General features: G+C 62.7%; 15 protein-coding genes and 1 pseudogene. 7 read left to right on the top strand and 9 right to left on the bottom strand.

What is annotated here, in order from left to right:
• The first annotated feature begins 84 nt into the window (after window positions 1-84).
• The gene (locus LHFGNBLO_RS22535; RefSeq protein WP_258601551.1) at window positions 85-1,668 is read left to right on the top strand and encodes a DEAD/DEAH box helicase; all 1,584 of its coding nucleotides are present in this window, start codon (window positions 85-87) and stop codon (window positions 1,666-1,668) included.
• A 71-nt stretch (window positions 1,669-1,739) separates the two neighbouring features.
• Here LHFGNBLO_RS22535 and LHFGNBLO_RS22530 read toward each other — a convergent pair whose 3' ends face one another.
• The 7 genes and pseudogenes from LHFGNBLO_RS22530 to LHFGNBLO_RS22500 form a co-directional block, all read right to left on the bottom strand.
• Entirely contained in the window at window positions 1,740-2,390 is a 651-nt protein-coding gene (locus LHFGNBLO_RS22530) for an OmpA family protein (RefSeq protein WP_258601550.1), read from the bottom strand.
• Window positions 2,391-2,549: 159 nt separating this feature from the next.
• Window positions 2,550-2,918 (bottom strand): GFA family protein, encoded by a 369-nt coding sequence (locus LHFGNBLO_RS22525; protein ID WP_258601549.1) that lies wholly within the window; start codon window positions 2,916-2,918, stop codon window positions 2,550-2,552.
• 110 nt (window positions 2,919-3,028) lie between these two features.
• A complete protein-coding gene (locus LHFGNBLO_RS22520) occupies window positions 3,029-3,406 on the bottom strand; it encodes a hypothetical protein (RefSeq protein ID WP_258601548.1) in 378 nt (125 codons plus the stop codon).
• Window positions 3,407-3,704: 298 nt separating this feature from the next.
• A pseudogene (locus tag LHFGNBLO_RS22515) lies at window positions 3,705-3,833 on the bottom strand (GFA family protein); the annotation flags it as partial.
• A gap of 15 nt (window positions 3,834-3,848) precedes the next feature.
• A protein-coding gene (gene prfB / locus LHFGNBLO_RS22510) for a peptide chain release factor 2 (RefSeq protein ID WP_258601547.1) occupies window positions 3,849-4,980 on the bottom strand; the annotation gives its coding sequence in 2 pieces (ribosomal slippage) (window positions 3,849-4,913 and window positions 4,915-4,980; 1,131 coding nt in all).
• A 123-nt stretch (window positions 4,981-5,103) separates the two neighbouring features.
• Complete coding sequence (locus tag LHFGNBLO_RS22505) at window positions 5,104-7,560, bottom strand: penicillin-binding protein 1A (RefSeq protein ID WP_258601546.1); 2,457 nt, start codon at window positions 7,558-7,560, stop codon at window positions 5,104-5,106.
• Window positions 7,561-7,771: 211 nt separating this feature from the next.
• On the bottom strand, window positions 7,772-9,034 hold the full coding sequence (locus LHFGNBLO_RS22500) for an N-acetylmuramoyl-L-alanine amidase (protein ID WP_258601545.1): 1,263 nt from the start codon (window positions 9,032-9,034) through the stop codon (window positions 7,772-7,774).
• A gap of 653 nt (window positions 9,035-9,687) precedes the next feature.
• Here LHFGNBLO_RS22500 and LHFGNBLO_RS22495 point away from each other — a divergent pair.
• On the top strand, window positions 9,688-12,576 hold the full coding sequence (locus LHFGNBLO_RS22495; protein ID WP_258601544.1) for a ribonuclease E/G: 2,889 nt from the start codon (window positions 9,688-9,690) through the stop codon (window positions 12,574-12,576).
• An 87-nt stretch (window positions 12,577-12,663) separates the two neighbouring features.
• On the opposite strand, the gene LHFGNBLO_RS22490 is transcribed toward LHFGNBLO_RS22495, so the two are convergent.
• On the bottom strand, window positions 12,664-13,593 hold the full coding sequence (locus LHFGNBLO_RS22490; RefSeq protein ID WP_258601543.1) for a glutaminase: 930 nt from the start codon (window positions 13,591-13,593) through the stop codon (window positions 12,664-12,666).
• Between the two features lie 11 nt (window positions 13,594-13,604).
• Window positions 13,605-14,753 (bottom strand): pyridoxal phosphate-dependent aminotransferase, encoded by a 1,149-nt coding sequence (locus LHFGNBLO_RS22485; RefSeq protein ID WP_258601542.1) that lies wholly within the window; start codon window positions 14,751-14,753, stop codon window positions 13,605-13,607.
• A 144-nt stretch (window positions 14,754-14,897) separates the two neighbouring features.
• Here LHFGNBLO_RS22485 and LHFGNBLO_RS22480 point away from each other — a divergent pair, with 144 nt between their 5' ends.
• The 5 genes from LHFGNBLO_RS22480 to accC all read left to right on the top strand — a co-directional run bounded on the left by LHFGNBLO_RS22480 (window position 14,898) and on the right by accC (window position 19,568).
• The gene (locus LHFGNBLO_RS22480) at window positions 14,898-16,292 is read left to right on the top strand and encodes a M48 family metalloprotease (protein ID WP_258601541.1); all 1,395 of its coding nucleotides are present in this window, start codon (window positions 14,898-14,900) and stop codon (window positions 16,290-16,292) included.
• A gap of 58 nt (window positions 16,293-16,350) precedes the next feature.
• Window positions 16,351-17,154, top strand: coding sequence for a DsbA family protein (locus tag LHFGNBLO_RS22475; protein WP_258609849.1), 804 nt, complete (start codon window positions 16,351-16,353; stop codon window positions 17,152-17,154).
• A gap of 146 nt (window positions 17,155-17,300) precedes the next feature.
• On the top strand, window positions 17,301-17,735 hold the full coding sequence (aroQ, locus tag LHFGNBLO_RS22470) for a type II 3-dehydroquinate dehydratase (protein WP_258601540.1): 435 nt from the start codon (window positions 17,301-17,303) through the stop codon (window positions 17,733-17,735).
• 26 nt (window positions 17,736-17,761) lie between these two features.
• Window positions 17,762-18,217 (top strand): acetyl-CoA carboxylase biotin carboxyl carrier protein, encoded by a 456-nt coding sequence (gene accB / locus LHFGNBLO_RS22465; protein WP_258601539.1) that lies wholly within the window; start codon window positions 17,762-17,764, stop codon window positions 18,215-18,217.
• Window positions 18,218-18,224: 7 nt separating this feature from the next.
• Window positions 18,225-19,568, top strand: a complete 1,344-nt coding sequence (gene accC, locus LHFGNBLO_RS22460) for an acetyl-CoA carboxylase biotin carboxylase subunit (RefSeq protein ID WP_258601538.1) — start codon at window positions 18,225-18,227, stop codon at window positions 19,566-19,568.
• Window positions 19,569-19,594: the final 26 nt, after the last annotated feature.

Genomic DNA, 19,594 nt, shown 5'->3' with positions numbered 1-19,594 from the left:
TCGCAATACCAATCTTGCAGGCGCGTGGCGCTTGCCGCGACGGATGCCGTTGCGCTTCCCCGAACCAGCCAAAGACACCAACACTTGTCCTCAGACACCACGATCGCTCAAGAAGCGTTGACCTTCGCAGACCTCGGCCTGTCGCCCAAGGTCCTTTCCGCAGTAACCGATGCCGGCTACACCGAGCCGACGCCGATCCAGGCGGGCGCCATCCCGCATGCCTTGCTGGGCAAGGATATTCTGGGCATCGCCCAGACCGGCACCGGCAAGACGGCGTCGTTTGTGCTGCCGATGCTGACCCGCCTCGAAAAGGGCCGGGCCCGCGCCCGCATGCCGCGCACGCTGATCCTGGAACCGACGCGCGAACTCGCCGCGCAGGTCGAAGAGAATTTCATCAGATACGGCAAGAACCACAAACTGAACATCGCCCTGCTGATCGGCGGCGTGTCGTTCGACGAGCAGGACAAGAAGCTGGAGCGCGGCGCCGACGTGCTGATTGCCACGCCCGGCCGCCTGCTCGACCATCGTGAGCGCGGCAAGCTGTTGCTCAACGGCGTCGAGATCCTCGTCATCGACGAGGCCGACCGCATGCTCGACATGGGCTTCATCCCCGACATCGAGCGCATCTGCGAGATGATCCCGTTCACCAGGCAGACGCTTTTCTTCTCGGCGACTATGCCGCCGGAGATCACCAAGCTCACTGAAAAATTCCTGCACGCGCCGGTGCGCGTCGAGGTTTCGAAGGCTGCGTCGGCCGCCACCAACATTATCCAGCGGCTGGTCAAGTCGGGCTCCAAGCCCTGGGACAAGCGCGAGACGCTGCGCAATCTGATGAAGGCCGAGGACGAAGGGCTGAAGAACGCCATCATCTTCTGCAACCGTAAGGTCGAGGTCTCGGAACTGTTCCGCTCGCTGCTGAAGTATGATTTCGATGCCGGCGCCCTGCATGGCGACATGGACCAGCGCGCCCGCATGCAGATGCTGGCCAATTTCCGTGATGGCAAACTGCGCTACCTCGTCGCTTCGGACGTCGCCGCGCGCGGTCTCGATATCCCCGATGTCAGCCACGTCTTCAACTATGACGTCCCGATCCATGCCGAGGACTATGTCCACCGCATCGGCCGCACCGGCCGCGCCGGCCGCTCGGGAAAATCCTTCACCATCGCGACCAAGTCGGACACCAAATACATCGACGCCATCGAACGGCTGATCGGTAACAAGATCGAATGGCATGACGGTGACCTGTCGACGGTCGTCGCCAGCGAAGGCGGCGAGGACGATGCCCCCCGCCGTGGCCGCGGTGCCCCACGTCGCGCCGGCCGCAAGGACGAAGACCGCAAGGACCGGAGCGAACGCAAGCCGCGCGAACGCCACGCCAAGCCCAGTGACCAACCGACACCGGAAACGGTGCATGAGGAGCAGCCGGTCGTGGCCGAAGCCGCGGTCGCCGATATCGGCGAGCGTCGCGCGCGCAAGGAATCGATCCGTTCCGAGAATACCGAGCGCAAGGCTTCTGATCGCAACGAGCAGCGGGCACCGGAACGTGGCGACACCAGGCCGCAGCGCGACAACAACCGCCCTGCCCGTCACCGCCAGGAAGACAATGACTCGACCGTCGGCTTCGGCGACGACATGCCGGCCTTCATGCGGATCGTCGCCAAGGTCTGATCAACGGTTCGATACCAGCCAATGAAAAACGGCCCCTTCCGGGGCCGTTTTCATGTTTCATGCCGCTTCGCTCAGGTGAGCGGCGAAAGCTGGATCTCGACGCGCCGGTTCTGTGCCCGCCCGGCCGAAGTCGCATTGGATGCGATCGGACGCGTCTTGCCGAAGCCGGTGACCGCGAAGCGACGCGAATCGACGCCCTGTCCGGACAGATAGTTGGCGACAGCCAGCGCGCGGCGCTGCGACAGGTCGAAATTATGTTCGTCGCCGCCGGTCGAGTCCGTGTGGCCGAACACGTCGACCGTGGTCTGCCGGAACTTGTTCAGCACGAGTGCTACCGAATTCAGCACCTGGTAGAAGCCGGGCTTCACCGCGTCCTGATCCACGTTGAAGGTGATATCGGACGGCATGTTGAGAATGATCTGGTCGCCGGTGCGGGTGACGCTGACGCCGGTGCCTTGAAGCTGCCTGCGCAGTTCGGCTTCGTTCTGGTCCATCGTGGCGCCGATGGCGCCGCCGGCAAGCGCGCCTATGCCGGCGCCGATCAGCGCGTTGCGGCGATCATTGCCGCCGGCAAGCAGGCCGAGGCCCGCGCCCGCCAAGGCGCCAATGCCGGCGCCGGCAGCGGTATTGGAAACCTTCTGCTCCCCGGTATACGGATCGGTGGTCGTGCATGCGCTCACCAGTACAGCCGTCGCCACGACGACGAGCACAGTCTTTTTCATAGGTTCGTCCCTCTCCAAGCCGCAGTCGTTTCGACCGCGCCGTATCAGCCCTTCCCGCGACTTGTAACATCAAATGCGGCGAAAAATGGAACGGGGAAAAGCCAGCAGAGGCTTTCCCTGCTCAACTTCACACCAACGTTTCGTGCGGCTCCTGACCGGCTACCAGAGATTCTTGCCGTCGATGACGACCACCTCGACCTTGTCGAGATCGAAATCGTCGAACAGTCGGGAATTCACGCTGATCTTCGGATTGTCGAAGTCCGGTTTGCCGGTCGACCAGTCCGGGGTTTCGGTGAAGGTGCCGCAGCCGCAAATGGCGCAGAAACCGTGCTTTACGGTTTTCGATCCCCATCGGTAGAAGGAGACGTTTTCGGGCGGGCTGGTGAGCTTGAACTGCGACGGGGTGTAGTATGCCCACAGCGACCCGCGTTTCGAGCAGAAGGAGCAGGTGCAATGCGTCACGGTCTGCGGCGCTTGCGAAACCTCGAATGTCGTCGCCTTACAGTGGCAGCTGGCCTTGATGGTCATGAACGTTCCTCTCCGTTGTCCGCCGCCTATGCGGCAAGGCAACATAATGAAGCGCTCCTGACAACCATCTGTCAGGTATGACCGGGTGGCCTATGAACGCTGCCCTCTCGTCAATAAGAACGCGGCGGCACGAACAGGCAAATCGTCTTGCCGGCGTCGAGACCGGCTTGATGGGCGCACCAGTGGAAATCGCCGTCCGGGCTATCCTTGACGCGCTTGTCGCTCATGGGAACGACCTCACCCGTCCCGGCTATCACATAGCCCTCGGGCTTCTCCAACACTTCCCCCGTATGAGTCGCACGGCAATCATAGTTGGCACAGCATGCGAATGGATAAGACCAGCCTTGCGGCTTTGCCGCGGTAGGCTTGGCATCGTGCGCGAAAGCGGGTGCCGTCAGCACCGCGATCGCTCCAACAGCGAATAGGAAAAACAGAAGTCGGCCAACCGGTTGAACGGCATTGGCCGATCTGGATGTGGCAGCAGACATGGAATCATTCCTTTCAAACGAGCATCAAGCGTTTCGCTTGCCCGTTCCCGGAACGTGTCTTCCCAGTGGCCGATCGTCAGGTCGCAGATATGCCGCGTCCGGCCATAAATGCTTTTGGTCCCTCAGCCCGAATGCTGGGCTGATTCCTTGGTCGGCGCAAGAAGCGACCGCCTCAGCAAGGCCGCGCCCCGCGCCAATCTCTGCGGCCAGAATCGTGCGCCGGCTTGGTTAACGAGCGGTTAGCGACGCGAATCTGGTGCCGGACAACGAATTTCGGACGAAGCTGGGTTCCAGCCGTTCAACCGGGAACATGCTCATCATACTGTGGCAGGCCGTCGGCAACTGTGAACCATTTCGCCTTGGAACCGACGAAAGATATGGCCGTCGGACGGCCGCCTGGTGCGTCGACGAGCGTCCCCATGGCGACACGGGTCGAACGCGCCTAATCCAGGTCCGCCACCGCTTCGCCCGCCCCACCCTCGATGCGCTGCGACAGCGAGGCTTCCATGAAATCGTCAAGGTCGCCGTCGAGCACGCTTGACGGGCTGGTGCTCTCGACGCCAGTGCGCAGGTCCTTGACCAGCTGGTAGGGCTGCAGCACGTAGGAGCGGATCTGATGGCCCCAGCCGATGTCGCTCTTCGACGCCTCGGTGGCGTTCGCCACCGCTTCGCGCTTCTTCAGCTCTTCCTCGTAGAGCCGCGAGCGCAACATCTCCCAGGCCTTCGCCTTGTTCTTGTGCTGCGAGCGCTCGGCCTGGCAGGCGACTGCGATGCCGGTGGCGAGATGGGTGATGCGAACCGCCGAATCGGTGGTGTTGACGTGCTGGCCACCCGATCCCGACGAGCGGTAGGTGTCGATGCGGACGTCCGACTCGGAGACATCGATCTCGATCGTGTCGTCGATGACCGGATAGACCCAGATGCTGGCAAAGGACGTATGGCGGCGCGCATTGCTGTCATAGGGCGAGATGCGCACCAGGCGATGGACGCCGGATTCCGTCTTCAGCCAGCCATAGGCATTGTGGCCCTTGATCAGCAGTGTGGCGGACTTGATGCCCGCCTCTTCGCCATCGTGCACTTCCAGCACTTCGACCTTGAAGCGGCGGCGCTCCGCCCAGCGCGTGTACATGCGCAAGAGCATCGAGGCCCAATCCTGGCTCTCGGTGCCGCCGGCGCCGGCATGGACTTCGAGGTAGGTGTCATTGGCGTCTGCCTCGCCCGACAGCAGCGTCTCGATCTGGCGCGCCTTTGCCTCGCCGCGCATCGAGCGCAACGACGCCTCCGCCTCGGCGATGACGCTCTCGTCGCCCTCTTCCTCGCCAAGTCCGATCAGCCCGATATTGTCTTCCAGTGCCTGGGTCAGGCTCTTGACGCCAGCGATGCCGTCCTCGAGGCCCTGGCGCTCGCGCATCAGCTTCTGCGCTTCCAGCGGGTCGTTCCAGAGGCTGGAATCCTCGGCGCGCACATTCAGGTATTCAAGCCGCTTTATGGCCTGATCCCAGTCAAAGATGCCTCCTCAGCAGGGTTATCGCCTGCCTGATCTCGTCGACAATATTCTGCGTTTCCGCGCGCATGGCTGGCTGTTCGATCCTGTTGCTGAAATGGCGTTTGGTCGGCGCGATACATAGGCAGGGCACCGCCGCCTGTAAAGCGAAATGGGCTGGCTCGAAAGCCAGCCCATTTCGATAGTGAAATCGTTAGTACAGCCCGCCACCGCCGGATTGAATGGCCTGGTTCGCCTGGGGCGAGAGAGCTCCGCCCGTGGCGTTGGAGCCGTCGGCGCCCATGCCAATCACCCAATAGCTGTCGGCGGGACCGGTGCCGGGCTTGAAGGCTTCGATGATGGTGCCCGCCTCGCCTTCGCCGGCTCGCATGCCGGTCTTGCGATTGATGGCGATGAGCTTCATGCCTTCCGGAACCTGGAAGTCGACATTGGGGGTCCCGTCCAGTGCCACGCGCATGAAATCCTTGAAGATCGGCGCCGCGAGACCGCCGCCGGTCGCGCCTTTGCCGAGGCCTCTCGGCTGATCGTAGCCCATGTAAAGGCCAACCACGAGGTTCGGCGTGTAGCCGATGAACCAGGCATCCTTCTCGTCGTTCGTCGTTCCCGTCTTGCCGGCAATGTGGCGGCCAAGTTCGGCGATGGTGGCGCCGGTGCCGCGCTGGACGACGCCCTCCATCATCGAGGTGATCTGGTAGGCGGTCATGGTATCGAGCACCTGCTCGGAATTGTCGACCAGTTCCGGCTCGGGCTGGTTCTTCCATTCGGCGGCGTTGCAGCCTTCGCAGCCGCGTTCATCCTGCTTGAACACGGTCTTGCCGTAGCGGTCCTGGATGCGGTCGATCAGCGACGGCTTGATCGACTTGCCGCCATTGGCCATGATCGAATAGGCCGACACCATGCGCATCACGGTCGTTTCGCCGGAGCCGAGCGCCATCGGCAGATACGGCGCCAGATGGTCATAGACGCCGAAGCGCTCGGCATATTCCACGACCAGCTTCATGCCCATGTCGTTGGCAAGCCGCACCGTCATCAAGTTGCGCGACTTTTCGATACCCGAGCGCAACGTCGCCGGACCGGCCGCCGTGCCATCGTAGTTCTTCGGCGTCCAGGTCGTGTTGCCGCTCTGGATGGTGATCGGCCCGTCCATGATCACCGAGGCCGGCGTATAGCCATTGTCGAGCGCCGCCGAATAGACGATCGGCTTGAACGAGGAGCCCGGCTGCCGCATGGCCTGCGTGGCACGGTTGAATTCCGATTGCGCGTAGGAGAACCCGCCAACCATGGCCAGCACGCGGCCGGTGTGCGGATCCATGGCGACCAGGCCACCTTCCACTTCCGGAACCTGGCGCAGGCTGTAGGCGCTGTCGGAACCTTCGTTCTTCTGTACGAAGATGACGTCGCCCGGCTTCAGCACGTCCGCCGGCGACTTGGCCTTGACGGTCTTGCCGCCGACCACATGGCGCATGGCAAAACCCATGTCTTCCTTGCTGACCGTGCCTTCGACACGCTCCTTGACGATTTCACCCGATATCTGCCGCGTCGGCTGCAGGCCGATGGACAGGCCGGTCTCCGAGCTGTCGAGCACGACGGCGAGCGACCATTCGGGCACGTCTTCCAGCCCCTTGACGTTGCCCAGCGGCACGCCCCAGTCGCCGGAAACGTCGATATTCGTCACCGGCCCGCGATAGCCACGCAACGTGTCGTATTTCAGCAAGCCGTTCTGCATCGACTTGCGGGCAATGAGCTGCATTTTCGGGTCGAGCGTGGTGCGGACGGAAAGACCGCCCTCGTACAGCGCGTTCTCGCCGTAGCGGGCGATGATCTGGCGGCGCACTTCCTCGGTGAAATACTCGCCCGCGAACAGATAGGTGCCGTTGCGGCGCGGCTTGACGCCAAGCGGCTCGGCCTTGGACTTGTCGCCCTCTTCACGCGTGACGTAACCATTCTCGACCATCTGGTCGATGACCCAGTTGCGGCGCTCGAGCGCGCGCTCGGTATGCTTGAAGGGATGGTAGTTGTTGGGGCCCTTCGGCAGGGAGGCCAGATAGGCTGCTTCCGCCACGGTGAGTTCGTTCACCGACTTGTCGAAATAGGTGAGTGCTGCGCCGGCGACGCCATAAGCGCCGAACCCGAAGAAGATCTCGTTCAGGTAGAGTTCGAGGATGCGGTCCTTCGAATAGGCCTGCTCGATGCGGAAAGCGAGGATCATTTCCTTGATCTTGCGCTCGTAGGTCTGGTCCGAGGACAACAGAAAGTTCTTTGCCACCTGCTGGGTGATCGTCGAGGCGCCGACCTGGCGCTTGCCCGAACCGAAATTCTGCAGATTGACGATAATGGCGCGGCCAAGGCCGGTCACGTCGATGCCGGGATGGTTGTAGAAATTCTTGTCCTCAGCCGACAGGAAGGCCGCTTTGACGCGATCCGGAACCGCCTGGATCGGCAGATACAGGCGCCGCTCGCGCGCATATTCGGCCATCAGCGCGCCGTCGGACGCATGGATGCGGGTCGTCACCGGCGGCTCGTACTTGGCCAGCACCTCGTAGTCGGGCAGATCCTTCGACAAATGGCCGATATAGATCGCCACGCCCGCCGCGACCAAAAGGGCCAGCGTCGTGCCGATGCCGAAGAAATAGCCGATGAGACGAATCATGCCCGCTCCAGTCCGTGGTTCGGGAATTTCCTAAACGAAGCCGCCTTTCGCGCAAGCTTTCGAGACGGTCCCAATCCGTAATCGAAAAGCCATGTCGCCACCATGTGGACAAAATACGGCAGCGCGGGTTTTCGGCTTCCAATGCCGCAAATAAATACGCCTTGTGGTCGTCGTGCAACGCTGCCTCAGGTTGTGGGCGGCGGCAACCATGTCAACCTCCGGTTCCCGGCCCGCTCCTGGCCGAGGCAAACAGCGCCACAGCGTTGGTTATGCTCTGGGCAGCCTTGCCGCGCCAGTCGGCGTTGAGCAGTTGGGCTTCATCCTTGGCATTGGAGAGATAACCGAGTTCGACCAGCACGGACGGCACATCAGGCGCCTTCAGCACCTTGAAGCCGGCCGAGCGTTGCGGATTGTTGATAAGGCCGACGCTGGTCGAAAGCTGGCCGACCAGCGTGTGCGCAAAACTCATCGAGAAGTTGTGGGTCTCGCGGCGAATCAGGTCGATCAGGATGTCGGTCACTTCCTTGTTGTCGTCCTTGATCACCATGCCGGCGAATTGGTCGGAAAGGTTCTCACGGTCGGCAAGCGCCTGTGCTTGAGGGTCGGATGCCTTGTCGGAGACGGTGTAGACGGTGGCACCACGAATGCCCTTGACGCTGATCGTGTCGGCGTGGATCGAGATGAGCAGGTCGGCTTCGTGCTGGCGGGCAATGCGCACGCGATCGTCCAACCGCAGGAACTCGTCCGTCTCCCGCGTCAGGAAGACATCGTATTTGCCGACCGCAGCGAGTTTATCGCGCAGTTCGTTGGCAAAGGCGAGCGTGACGTTCTTTTCGATCGTGCCGTTGAGACCCTCGGCGCCGCCGTCGATGCCGCCGTGGCCGGGATCGAGGACGACCGTGAAGCGATGGCCTGGATTGGAGATCGGTCCGGTGCCGACCCTGCCGCCCTTGTCGGTGGAGACCGTCGAACCGGTGGTCAGCGTCTGATCGGCAAGCGCAGCGTCGAATTCCCGTTCGGATGCCGCCGACATGTCGATGGCGATGCGGTAGCCGTTGCCGTCATCATTCTTGAGCACGTCGAGCTTGTCGACCGCGAATGGTCCCTTGCCGGTGAGGATCAGCCGTGAGGCGCTTTCGCCGAGATCGCCGTAACGCACCCCCTTGACCAGGCCTCGCGCCTTCAGATCCTTGGCATTGATGGCGAACTTCGTGCGTGGCAGGTCGATGACCAGACGATTAGGGCCGCGCAAGAGGAACCATTTGATATCAGGCTCACGGTCGAAATTCATGACGATGCGCAGCTTGGTGGCGTCGCCCGCCATCTTGTAGCCGGTTACGTTGAGCGGTGCGTCGGCAGCACGGGAAACCGGCGAGAGAGCCAGGCAAATCGCCAGCAGGAAAAGGGTACAGCCAGCACGGAAGAAATGACCTCCGGCCCAACGACCCTTGTCTGTGGTGCCTGCCAGTCCCATCTCTCTCCAGTCGCTCCCGGTTTGGCGCCATGCGCCGGGTGGTTTTGTCGAAGTGCCGGTTACGCCGCGAACTCGATTAACGATTGGTATCCAGAGAAGGTTAACCAAGCCTTTTCATGTAGCGATAGAGGCCTGTGCTTCCGCTACGGCACTGCTTTTTGCCGGCATCCGAAATCGGGGTTGCCTTCCACCCCGTCAAATCATAAAAGCGATGGTGGATCACTGCAATCCTGGAACCGCTTCTCCCGCAGCTTCCTGCTACAGGTCAGATGAAAGGCGGCTCCTTTCGCTTCAAGCGAAAAGGGTTCAGGTGATCGCGACGAATTTCGCAGGTGTGCGCCCGTGGCGGGGGAATCGCCTGCGTGAGGAAAACGGCCGGGTTTGTCCCGCGCCGGCTCTGTACGAGCAAACAAGCTGGTCCGGTTTTTACCGGGCTTTGGTTCAAAAGGTTCTGCTGGTGACGATGGCTTCAAGCGCAATCATGGAAAGGTCCGCATCAAACCGCGCCATTGTGGCTGCGGGCGGCACCGCCATGGCGCTCAAGCGGCGGCCAGCGGACGTTCAATTGTCCGGCACCTACAATCATAAATGCTCGCAGCGGCAGGCTTTGCCTCGCAAGCTGCAGCTAGTGGCTGCCGGGGGGAAACGAAATAATGCCCAACAAGATGCTGATAGACGCCTCCCACCCGGAGGAAACACGCGTTGTCGTCGTTCGCGGTAACCGTATTGAAGAATTCGACTTTGAATCCCAGGACAAGAAGCAGCTCAAAGGAAACATCTACCTCGCCCGCGTAACGCGCGTCGAACCTTCCCTTCAGGCAGCCTTTGTCGAGTATGGCGGCAACCGTCACGGTTTCCTCGCCTTCAGTGAAATACACCCCGACTATTACCAGATCCCGGTCGCCGATCGTCAGGCCCTGCTGCGCGCTGAAGCGCAGGAAGCCCAGGACGAAGAGGACGAGGATGGCGATGGCGAGGACCGGCAGAACCGCGATCGCGGCCGGCGCGGCCGCCGGCGCGGCGGCAAGAGCCGCGAGCGCGGCGAACACAAGCGCGATGCGGGTGCTGCCGATTCTGATGACAGCGGCGAAAATAGCGACACAGGCGGTGACGCCGTCGCCGAGGACGCCCCCACTGCCTCTGAAAATGCCGATACCTCGTCAGAGACAGTGGTGCACGAGGAAGCCGCCGACCACGGCGATACCGAACCTTCCGAAGGCGGCCCCACGTCAATCGCGGCAAGCGTCGAAGCGGATGTGATTTCCGAAGCCGTCATGCAAGCAGAGCCGAGCGGCGAAGCCACCTCCAGCGACCCAAGTGGCGAAGCCACGTCCACCGACAATGACCGCGGCATGCTGGAAGAGGTGCAATCCTCGCATCCCGACGATCACGAAGTCGAATCGGTTGGCGCCGAGGATGCGCTGGAAGAAGTTCGCAACCGCCGCAAGCCGGTTCGCCGCCAGTACAAGATCCAGGAAGTCATCAAGCGGCGCCAGATTCTCCTGGTGCAGGTCGTCAAGGAAGAGCGCGGCAACAAGGGTGCGGCACTTACCACCTATCTGTCGCTTGCCGGCCGCTATTCGGTGCTGATGCCGAACACGGCGCGTGGCGGCGGCATCTCGCGCAAGATCACAAGCGCTGTCGACCGCAAGCGCCTCAAGGAGGTCGTCGCCGATCTCGAAGTGCCGCAAGGCATGGGCGTCATCCTGCGCACCGCCGGCGAAAGCCGCACCAAGGCCGAGATCAAGCGCGACTACGAATATCTGATGCGGCTTTGGGAAAACGTCCGCAATCTGACGCTGGAGTCCACGGCCCCTGCCCTCGTCTACGAGGAAGGCAGCCTGATCAAGCGCTCGGTGCGCGATCTCTACAACAAGGACATCGACGAGATCCTGGTCTCCGGCGAGGAAGGCTATCGCGAGGCCAAGGACTTCATGCGCATGCTGATGCCGAGCCACGCCAAGGTGGTCCAGCCGTTCCGCGACACGACGCCGATCTTCGTGCGCAACGGCATCGAGGCGCAGCTCGATCGCATGCTGCAGCCGCAAGTGACGCTGAAGAGCGGCGGCTACATCATCATCAACCAGACCGAAGCGCTGGTCGCCATCGACGTCAATTCGGGCCGCTCCACCAAGGAGCACTCGATCGAGGACACCGCGCTTCACACCAATCTTGAAGCGGCCGAGGAAGTCGCGCGCCAATTGAGGCTGCGCGATCTCGCCGGCCTGATCGTCATCGACTTCATCGACATGGAGGAGAACCGCAACAACCGCTCCGTCGAGAAGCGGCTGAAGGATCACCTCAAGAACGACCGCGCCCGCATCCAGGTCGGCCGCATCTCGCATTTCGGCCTGATGGAGATGTCGCGCCAGCGCATCCGCGCCAGTGTTCTGGAATCGACGATGAAGCCGTGCCCGCATTGCGGCGGCACCGGCCATGTGCGTTCCGATTCATCGGTCGCGCTGATGGTTGTGCGAGCGATCGAGGAATTCCTGCTCAAGGATTCGCGCAGCCACATCACGGTGCGGACGCCGGCGGCGACCGCACTCTACGTGCTCAACCACAAGCGCGGCACGCTGGTGGAACTCGAAAGCCGCTTCGGTCTGACGATCACCATCGAGGCCGACGATACGGTCGGGGCGCAGCATTATGCGATCTTCCGCGGCGCGCTGGCCGAAAAGCCGGAAGGCTTTGTCGAGGCGCGCAGCTTCCCGGCCTATGTCGAGCCGGAAGAGCCTGAGGATGCGATTGTCGTCGTGGAAGAAGACGACGAGGCTCCGGCACAGGCGGCGGAGCAACCACGCCAGGCGCAACAGCCACAGCAGCAGCCACGATCCGGCGAGGACGGCGAAGGCCGCGATCGCAAGCGCCGGAAGCGCCGCAGACGGCGCGGCGGCAAGGATCGCGATCGCGAGCATGGCGCCCCTGCAGAAGGGGCTTCGGTCTCGGCGCCAGCCGATGGCGTGTCTGAGACGGCAAGCCATGACGACGCGGAACCTGACGACGAGGCATCGGTCGGCGTTGTCGAAACGGTGGAAGCGTCGGACGACGGCCAAGGCAAGAAACGCCGGCGCGGCAAGCGCGGCGGTAAGCGCAATCGCCGCGAAGACGGCGAAGGCGAGGCCGATGCAAGCATAGCCGAGGCGGCTGACGCGCCGCTGGGCGACGCCTCGCAAAGCGAGCCAGTCGCCAGCGAGCCTGTCGCCGAAACGCCGGTCGAAGAGCCTGTGGCCCTTGCTCCGGCGAACGACGACACGCCGAGCGCCGAGAAGCCGAAGAAGCCGCGTCGCGCAGCCAAGCCGAAGAAGGCTGCGGCGGATGTCGTCGCCGAGGCACCGGCGGCCGAAGTTGTGCCGGAAGCCTCCGTCGCTGCCGAGGAACCGGCTGCAGAAGTTGCGCCAAAGACCCGTCCGTCGCGCCGCAAGCCTGCGGTGGTCGATGCTCCGGTCGTGCCGGTGGTTTCCTCAACCGTCGCCGACGCGGCAAAGACCGAGGAAAAACCGAAGCGGGCTGGCTGGTGGCAGCGGAAGGGTTTTTTCTAGGCTTTTCAGCCGCCTGGATTGATTACCTACCAATAAATAATCCCGCGCTGTCGTCAGGACGACGCGGGATTTTCACTATATCGGCGCTCATGGCGCGAAGATCGACCAGTTCATCATCCGCGCCAGTTTTTCCAGCGCGATCGAGCCCAGCTTGGAATTGCCGTTGGCGTTGAGGCCGGGCGACCACACAGCAAGCGAGGCGACGCCCGGCACGATGCCCAATATGCCGCCACCAACGCCGCTCTTGCCCGGAATGCCGACGCGGAAGGCAAAATCGCCGGACCCGTCATAATGGCCGCAAGTCAGCATCATCGCGCCGATGCGGCGGGCCCGCTCGGCCGACACGACAGAGTGCCCGGTCGCCGGGTTCTTGCCGCCATTGGCAAGGAAGCGCCCCGCCAATGCCAGTTGCCGGCAGCTCATGGCGATGGCGCAGTGGTGAAAATAGACGCCAAGCGCCAGCTCCGGTGGATGATGGAGATTACCGAAGGATTTCATGTAGTTGGCAAGTGCGAAGTTACGAAAGCCGGTGGCGCGCTCGGAAGCGGCGACTTCGCGGTCGATGATAACAGTCTCGTCATCGGCCAGGAATTGGATGAAGCGCAGTATCTCGCCGATCGCCTCGCGCGGCTGATGGCCGGCGAGCAAAATGTCGGAAACGACGATGGCGCCGGCATTGATGAACGGATTGCGCGGAATGCCGTTCTCATGCTCGAGCTGGACGATCGAGTTGAACGGGTTGCCCGAGGGCTCGCGCCCGACACGCTGCCACAGCGCGTCGCCGACATTGCCGAGCGCTAGCGTCAACGTGAACACCTTCGAAATGCTCTGGATCGAAAACGGCTCATCGGCGTCGCCGGCCATGAGCACCCGACCGTCATTGGTCACGGCGGCAATGCCGAATTTCTTCGGATCGACTTTGCCGAGTTGCGGAATGTAGGTGGCGACATCGCCGCGGTCCGTACGCTCCGCCATCTCGGTGGCGACTTCGCCTAAGGCCTGTTCGAGTTCCGGCATTCTCGTCCTCGCTACTTCAGCCAGCGCTCGATGCGCGCCATTGCCTCGACCATGTCTTCGTGGCTGCCGGCATAGGAAAAGCGCATGGTGCGGTGGCCGGCCAGGGGATCGAAGTCGCGGCCGGGCGTCGCCGCCACATGTGCCTCGGCCAGCATCCTGCGCGCGAAGGCCATGCTGTCGTTGGTATGCCTGGTGACATCGCAGAAGGCATAGAAGGCGCCGTCCATGGGTGCGGCAAGCGCAAAGCCGAGCTCCGGCAGGCGTTTCATCAAAAGCTCGCGATTCCAGGCGTAGCGCGACTTGACCGCCTCCAGTTCCACTGTTGCCTTGAACGCCTCGATCGCCGCGATCTGGGACAGTTCCGGCGGGGAGATGTAGAGGCTCTGGGCGATGCGCTCGACCGGCCGCACCAGTTGTTCCGGCAGCACCATCCAGCCGATGCGCCAGCCGGTCATGCAGTAGTATTTGGAAAAGGAATTGATCACCGTCACGCCGGCGCCATAGGCAAGCGCCGTCGTGTCCGGCGCGGCGTAGGCAAGCCGGTGGTAGATCTCGTCGGAGATCACCGCAATGCCGAGCTCCTCGGCCGTCTTCACCAGCGCCGACAACTCGTCGGCGGGTATGACCGCGCCGGTCGGATTGGCCGGGCTGGCGAACAGCACGCCCTTCAGCGGCTTTTCGCGGTGCGCGGTTTTCAGGTGCTCGGCATGGAGATAGGCGTCGCCATCGAGCTCGATCTCGACGATCTCGATGCCGAGCGCGGCCATGATGTTGCGATAGGCCGGATAGCCGGGCGCAGCAATGGCGACGCGGTCGCCAGGATCGAACATCGCCAGGAAGGCCAGGTTGAAGGCGGCGGACGATCCCGTGGTCACGGCAATCCGGTTGGGCGGAACATCGATCCCGTAATGCTCGCCATAGTGCTCGGCGATCGCCTTGCGCAGGCCCGCCAGGCCCAACGCATCCGTATAACCGATGCGGCCGATCTTGAGCGCATTCGCTGCGGCTTCTCTGACCCCGATCGGCGCCGGGTCGGACGGCTGGCCGACCGCCATGGAAACGACGGGCACGCCTGTGGCTTTCAGCCGGTTGGCCTCGGCCAGAATGTCCATGGCGTGGAACGGCTCGACCTCGCCACGGCGCGAAAGCGAAACAACCATTTGACCTCGTTCCCTGGTGGCTAAGCATGCCAGCCCTAGTGGCCGCGCCGCACAAATGCCCGATTGATGTGAGGATCACAAGTTCAGGAAGTTTCCGGTGCCGACTCTTTTCATCGTTGGCCCGCTCGTTTACCAGTGGACCTCATGCTGAGCCGACCCAGATCAACGATTGCCAGGGCAGCGCGCGTCTTCGCGACGCTTTCGCTTGCGACAATGGTCGCGGTGGCCGGCTCGGTCGAGGCCTTTGCGCAAAACGTGCCGATCGTGCGCGATGCCGAGATCGAGGCGCTCGTGCGCGACTATGCGCGGCCGATCTTCAAGGCTGCGGGCCTGGCAGGCGATGGCATCGACATCGTTCTGGTCAACGACCAGAGCTTCAACGCCTTCGTCACCGGGCGCCGCATGTTCATCAACACCGGCGCGCTGATGATGGCGGAAACGCCCAACGAGGTCATCGGCGTCATTGCCCATGAGGCCGGCCATATCGCCGGCGGCCACCAGCAGAAACTGCGCGAGCAACTCGAGCGCGCCAAGACGATGGCGATCATCGCCTCGCTGCTTGGCGCCGGTGCCATCGTTGCCGGTGCCACCACCAACAGCCGCGGCCTTGCCGGCGCCGGCATGGGCGTCGCGGCTGGCGGCGGTGAGATGGCACAGCGCAGCATCCTGGCCTATCAGCGCACCGAAGAGACGACCGCCGACCGTTCGGCGATCACCTATCTCAACGCCACCGGCCAGTCCGGTATGGGTATGCTGAAGACGTTTGCCCGCTTCCAGAGCGCGCTGTCACTGTCGGGCGCGCAAGTCGATCCCTACCGGATCAGCCATCCAATGCCGCAGGAGCGTATCGCCAATCTCGAAGTGCTGGTGAAGCAGAGCCCCTATGTCGGCAAGGTCGATCCGCCGGCGCTGCAGGTGCGGCATGACATGATGCGCATCAAGATCGCCGCCTATATGGGAGGCCAGGCCGCCGCGGTGCGGCTGATGCGCAAGAATCCAGGCAGCCTCGCTTCGCGATATGGCGAGGCGCAGATGGCCTATCTCTATGGCAATCTGGGCACCGCGCTCGCCAAGACCAATGCGCTGATCAAGGAACAGCCGAAAAATCCCTATATCCAGGAATTGCGCGGCGACATCCTGATGAAGGCGAACAAGCCGAAGGATGCCGCGGAAGCCTATGCCAAGGCGGCCAGCCTCGACCCGGCAAGATCGGGGCTGCTGCCCGTCTCCTATGGCCAGGCGCTGATGGCCGTCGGCACGCCCGAATCGCTGAAGAAGGCGGTGGTGCAGATCAACAACGGTCTTGGACGCGACAAGGAAAACACCGCCGGGTATCGCTATCTGGCGCAGGCCTATGGCGAACTCGGCAATATTGCGGCGGCCGATCTGGCGACTGCCGAGGGCCATTTCTATTCCGGCGACTACAGGAACGCGAAGATTTTCGCCATGCGCGCGCAGCAGAAATTGAAGCGCGGCGAGCCGGGCTGGCTTCGCGCTCAGGATATCATAAACTACAGGCCATCCGGCAAAATCAAATGAACCTTCCGGCCGCGTGCGGCGACTACAGTGGACCGGAACAGGCAGAGGATCAGGGATGATGAACAAGGCAGTGTTGCTGGGCACGACAGGGGTAGCAGTCGCTCTTGCCATGCTGGCTTTCGGATTCGCCTCCGGAAATGCGCAAACGGCCAAGGCCGATACGGCGCAAATCGCCCAGGCGACGTCCTCCGACACCAAGATCGACCGCGCCGAAGTCGAAGGCATCATCCGCGATTATCTGCTGAAGAATCCCGAAGTGCTGCTCGAGGTGCAGGATGCGCTCGAGGCCAAGCAGAAGGAAGAGCAGCGCATCGCCAGCCTCGGCGTCATCACCAAAGCCAAGGAGGAGATCTTCAACTCCGCCTTCGACGGCGTCGTCGGCAATCCGGACGGCAAGGTCACCATTGTCGAGTTCTATGACTACAATTGTGGCTTCTGCAAACGCGCCATGGAGGACATGCAGGCGCTGACGAAAGCCGACCCCGACCTGCGCTTCGTGCTCAAGGAATTCCCGATCCTCGGCCCGGAATCGCAGAAGGCGAGCGTCGTCTCGATGGCTTTCCACCTGATGATGCCGGAAAAGTACGGTGAGTTCCACAAGGCCCTGCTCATCGGCCAGGGCCGCGCTACCGAGGCGTCGGCCATGAAGGTCGCGCTGTCGCTCGGTGCCGACGAAGCGGCGCTGCGCGAGAAGATGAAGGACCCGACAATCAACGAGGCCCTCGCCAAGACCTATGACCTTGCCAACAAGTTGGCCATTACCGGAACGCCGTCCTATGTGGTCGGCAACGAGGTGGTGTTCGGGGCGCTCGGGCAGGAAGTGCTGGCGGAAAAGATCGAGGCGGCGAAAGCTGCACTCTGAAGCAACAGCTGGTTGGCCGCGGGCGATTTTCCGCCTGTTGTGGACAGCGAAAGAACGCACTTGCGCTCTTTTCGCAGGCGTCTATGCCCATTATAGAGGGGCCCAGTGCGCCGGCTTGATGTCGGCGCCGGGAAAGGTCGGCATTTTTGAAAACGGTTTTCGTCTTGAACGGTCCCAACCTTAACGCGCTCGGCAAGCGCGAGCCGGGCATCTATGGCGGCAAGACGCTTGCCGCGATCGCCGACGACTGCAAGCAGGCGGGTGCGGCACTTGGGCTCGAGATCGATTTCCGCCAGTCGAACCATGAGGGCGATCTCGTCGACTGGATCCAGGAAGCCGCCGATAAAGCCGCCGGCATCGTCATCAATCCGGGCGCCTACAGCCACACCTCGATCGCCATTCACGACGCCATTCGCGCCATTGCGCCGCTGCCCGTCGCCGAAGTTCATCTTTCCAACATCCATGCGCGGGAACCATTCCGCCACGTCTCCATGGTCGCGCCGGTCGCTGTCGGCATGATCTGCGGGTTCGGGCCGCTTGGCTACACGCTCGCGCTGCAGGCGCTGGCAGCACGCCTGTGACCGGCCAACAAACAGAAGGCTCGAAAATGTCGATAAAGAAGACCGGTGTTGACCAGCAGCTTATCCGCGATCTGGCGGGCATACTGAACGACACCAACCTCACCGAGATCGAGGTCGAGCTGGGTGACCTGAAGGTACGCGTATCGCGACAGGCGCCGGCCGTCCACGCGATCGCAGCACCCCAGCCCAACTATGCACCGGCAGCAGCGCAGCCCACTGCTGCCGTGCCGGCAGTGGTCGACGTCTCGAAGAACGCGGTGGCCTCGCCCATGGTCGGCACCGCCTATCTGGCACCGTCGCCCGACGCCAAGGCTTTCATCGAGATCGGACAGCAGGTCAAGGAAGGCCAGACGCTGCTGATCATCGAGGCGATGAAGACGATGAACCAGATTCCTTCGCCCCGCGGCGGCACGGTGACGGCGATCCTGTTCGAGGACGGCCAGCCGGTCGAATACGGCATGCCGCTCGTCGTGATCGAGTAGACCAGGAATGTTTCAGAAAATCCTCATCGCCAATCGCGGCGAAATCGCTCTGAGAGTGCTGCGCGCCTGCAAGGAGCTCGGCATCCAGACGGTGGTCGTGCATTCGACCGCCGACGCCGACGCCATGCATGTGCGGCTCGCCGACGAGAGCGTATGCATCGGCCCGCCGCCGTCTCGTGACAGCTATCTCAACATCCATCAGATCGTCGCCGCTTGCGAGATCACCGGCGCCGACGCGGTGCATCCGGGCTACGGCTTCCTGTCGGAGAATGCCAAATTCGCCGACATCCTGGCCGCGCACAACATCACCTTCATCGGTCCGTCCGGCGACCATATCCGCATCATGGGCGACAAGATCGAGGCCAAGCGCACCGCAAAGCGCCTTGGCATTCCGGTGGTGCCGGGCTCCGACGGCGCGGTCACCGAGGAAAAGGAAGCCAAGCGCATCGCTGCCGAGATCGGCTATCCCGTCATCATCAAGGCGTCGGCCGGCGGCGGCGGGCGCGGCATGAAGGTGGCGCATAGCGAGGCTGACCTTGAAGTCGCACTGCAGACGGCACGCTCGGAAGCCGGTGCCGCCTTCGGCGACGATGCCGTCTATATCGAAAAATACCTCGAAAAACCGCGCCACATCGAAGTGCAGGTGTTCGGCGACGGCGCTGGCCGCGGCGTGCATTTCGGCGAGCGCGACTGCTCGCTGCAGCGCCGCCACCAGAAGGTCTGGGAAGAGGCGCCCTCGCCGGCGCTCAACGCCGAAGAGCGCGCCCGCATCGGCGGCACCTGTGCCAAGGCGATCGCCGACCTTGGCTATTCCGGCGCCGGCACCATCGAATTCCTTTACGAGAACGGCGAGTTCTATTTCATCGAGATGAACACCCGCCTGCAGGTCGAGCATCCGGTGACGGAGGCGATCACCGGCATCGATCTCGTCCACGAGCAGATCCGCGTCGCCTCGGGCGGCGGCCTCTCGGTGAGGCAGGAGGACATCAAGTTCAACGGCCACGCCATCGAATGCCGCATCAATGCCGAGGATCCGCGCACCTTCACGCCGTCGCCCGGCACGATCACCCATTTCCACACGCCGGGCGGCCTCGGCATCCGCGTCGATTCCGGTGTCTATTCCGGCTACAAGATCCCGCCCTACTATGACAGCCTGATCGGCAAGCTGATCGTGCACGGCCGCAACCGCGTCGAGTGCATGATGCGGTTGCGGCGTGCGCTCGACGAGTTCGTCGTCGACGGCATCAAGACGACGCTGCCGCTGTTCCGCGACCTGGTCGGCAATGCCGATATCGCCAATGGCGACTACGACATTCATTGGCTGGAAAAGTATCTGGCCAAAGAGGAATAGGTCCTGAAATCATAGCTATGATGCCG

It is taken from the genome of Mesorhizobium sp. AR10, from assembly GCF_024746795.1.
Taxonomy (GTDB): domain Bacteria; phylum Pseudomonadota; class Alphaproteobacteria; order Rhizobiales; family Rhizobiaceae; genus Mesorhizobium.
The sequence above is the reverse complement of the archived record's forward strand: the minus strand, read 5'-3'. Positions and strand labels throughout refer to the sequence as shown.

Excerpts from the sequence above, each read along its gene's own strand:
- LHFGNBLO_RS22530 (WP_258601550.1), bottom strand. The coding sequence starts at position 2,390 with ATGAAAAAGACTGTGCTCGTCGTCGTGGCGACGGCTGTACTGGTGAGC.
- LHFGNBLO_RS22525 (WP_258601549.1), bottom strand. The coding sequence starts at position 2,918 with ATGACCATCAAGGCCAGCTGCCACTGTAAGGCGACGACATTCGAGGTT.
- LHFGNBLO_RS22520 (WP_258601548.1), bottom strand. The coding sequence starts at position 3,406 with ATGTCTGCTGCCACATCCAGATCGGCCAATGCCGTTCAACCGGTTGGC.
- LHFGNBLO_RS22505 (WP_258601546.1), bottom strand. The coding sequence starts at position 7,560 with ATGATTCGTCTCATCGGCTATTTCTTCGGCATCGGCACGACGCTGGCC.
- LHFGNBLO_RS22500 (WP_258601545.1), bottom strand. The coding sequence starts at position 9,034 with ATGGGACTGGCAGGCACCACAGACAAGGGTCGTTGGGCCGGAGGTCAT.
- LHFGNBLO_RS22495 (WP_258601544.1), top strand. The coding sequence starts at position 9,688 with ATGCCCAACAAGATGCTGATAGACGCCTCCCACCCGGAGGAAACACGC.
- LHFGNBLO_RS22490 (WP_258601543.1), bottom strand. The coding sequence starts at position 13,593 with ATGCCGGAACTCGAACAGGCCTTAGGCGAAGTCGCCACCGAGATGGCG.
- LHFGNBLO_RS22485 (WP_258601542.1), bottom strand. The coding sequence starts at position 14,753 with ATGGTTGTTTCGCTTTCGCGCCGTGGCGAGGTCGAGCCGTTCCACGCC.
- LHFGNBLO_RS22480 (WP_258601541.1), top strand. The coding sequence starts at position 14,898 with ATGCTGAGCCGACCCAGATCAACGATTGCCAGGGCAGCGCGCGTCTTC.
- LHFGNBLO_RS22475 (WP_258609849.1), top strand. The coding sequence starts at position 16,351 with ATGAACAAGGCAGTGTTGCTGGGCACGACAGGGGTAGCAGTCGCTCTT.
- accB (WP_258601539.1), top strand. The coding sequence starts at position 17,762 with ATGTCGATAAAGAAGACCGGTGTTGACCAGCAGCTTATCCGCGATCTG.
- accC (WP_258601538.1), top strand. The coding sequence starts at position 18,225 with ATGTTTCAGAAAATCCTCATCGCCAATCGCGGCGAAATCGCTCTGAGA.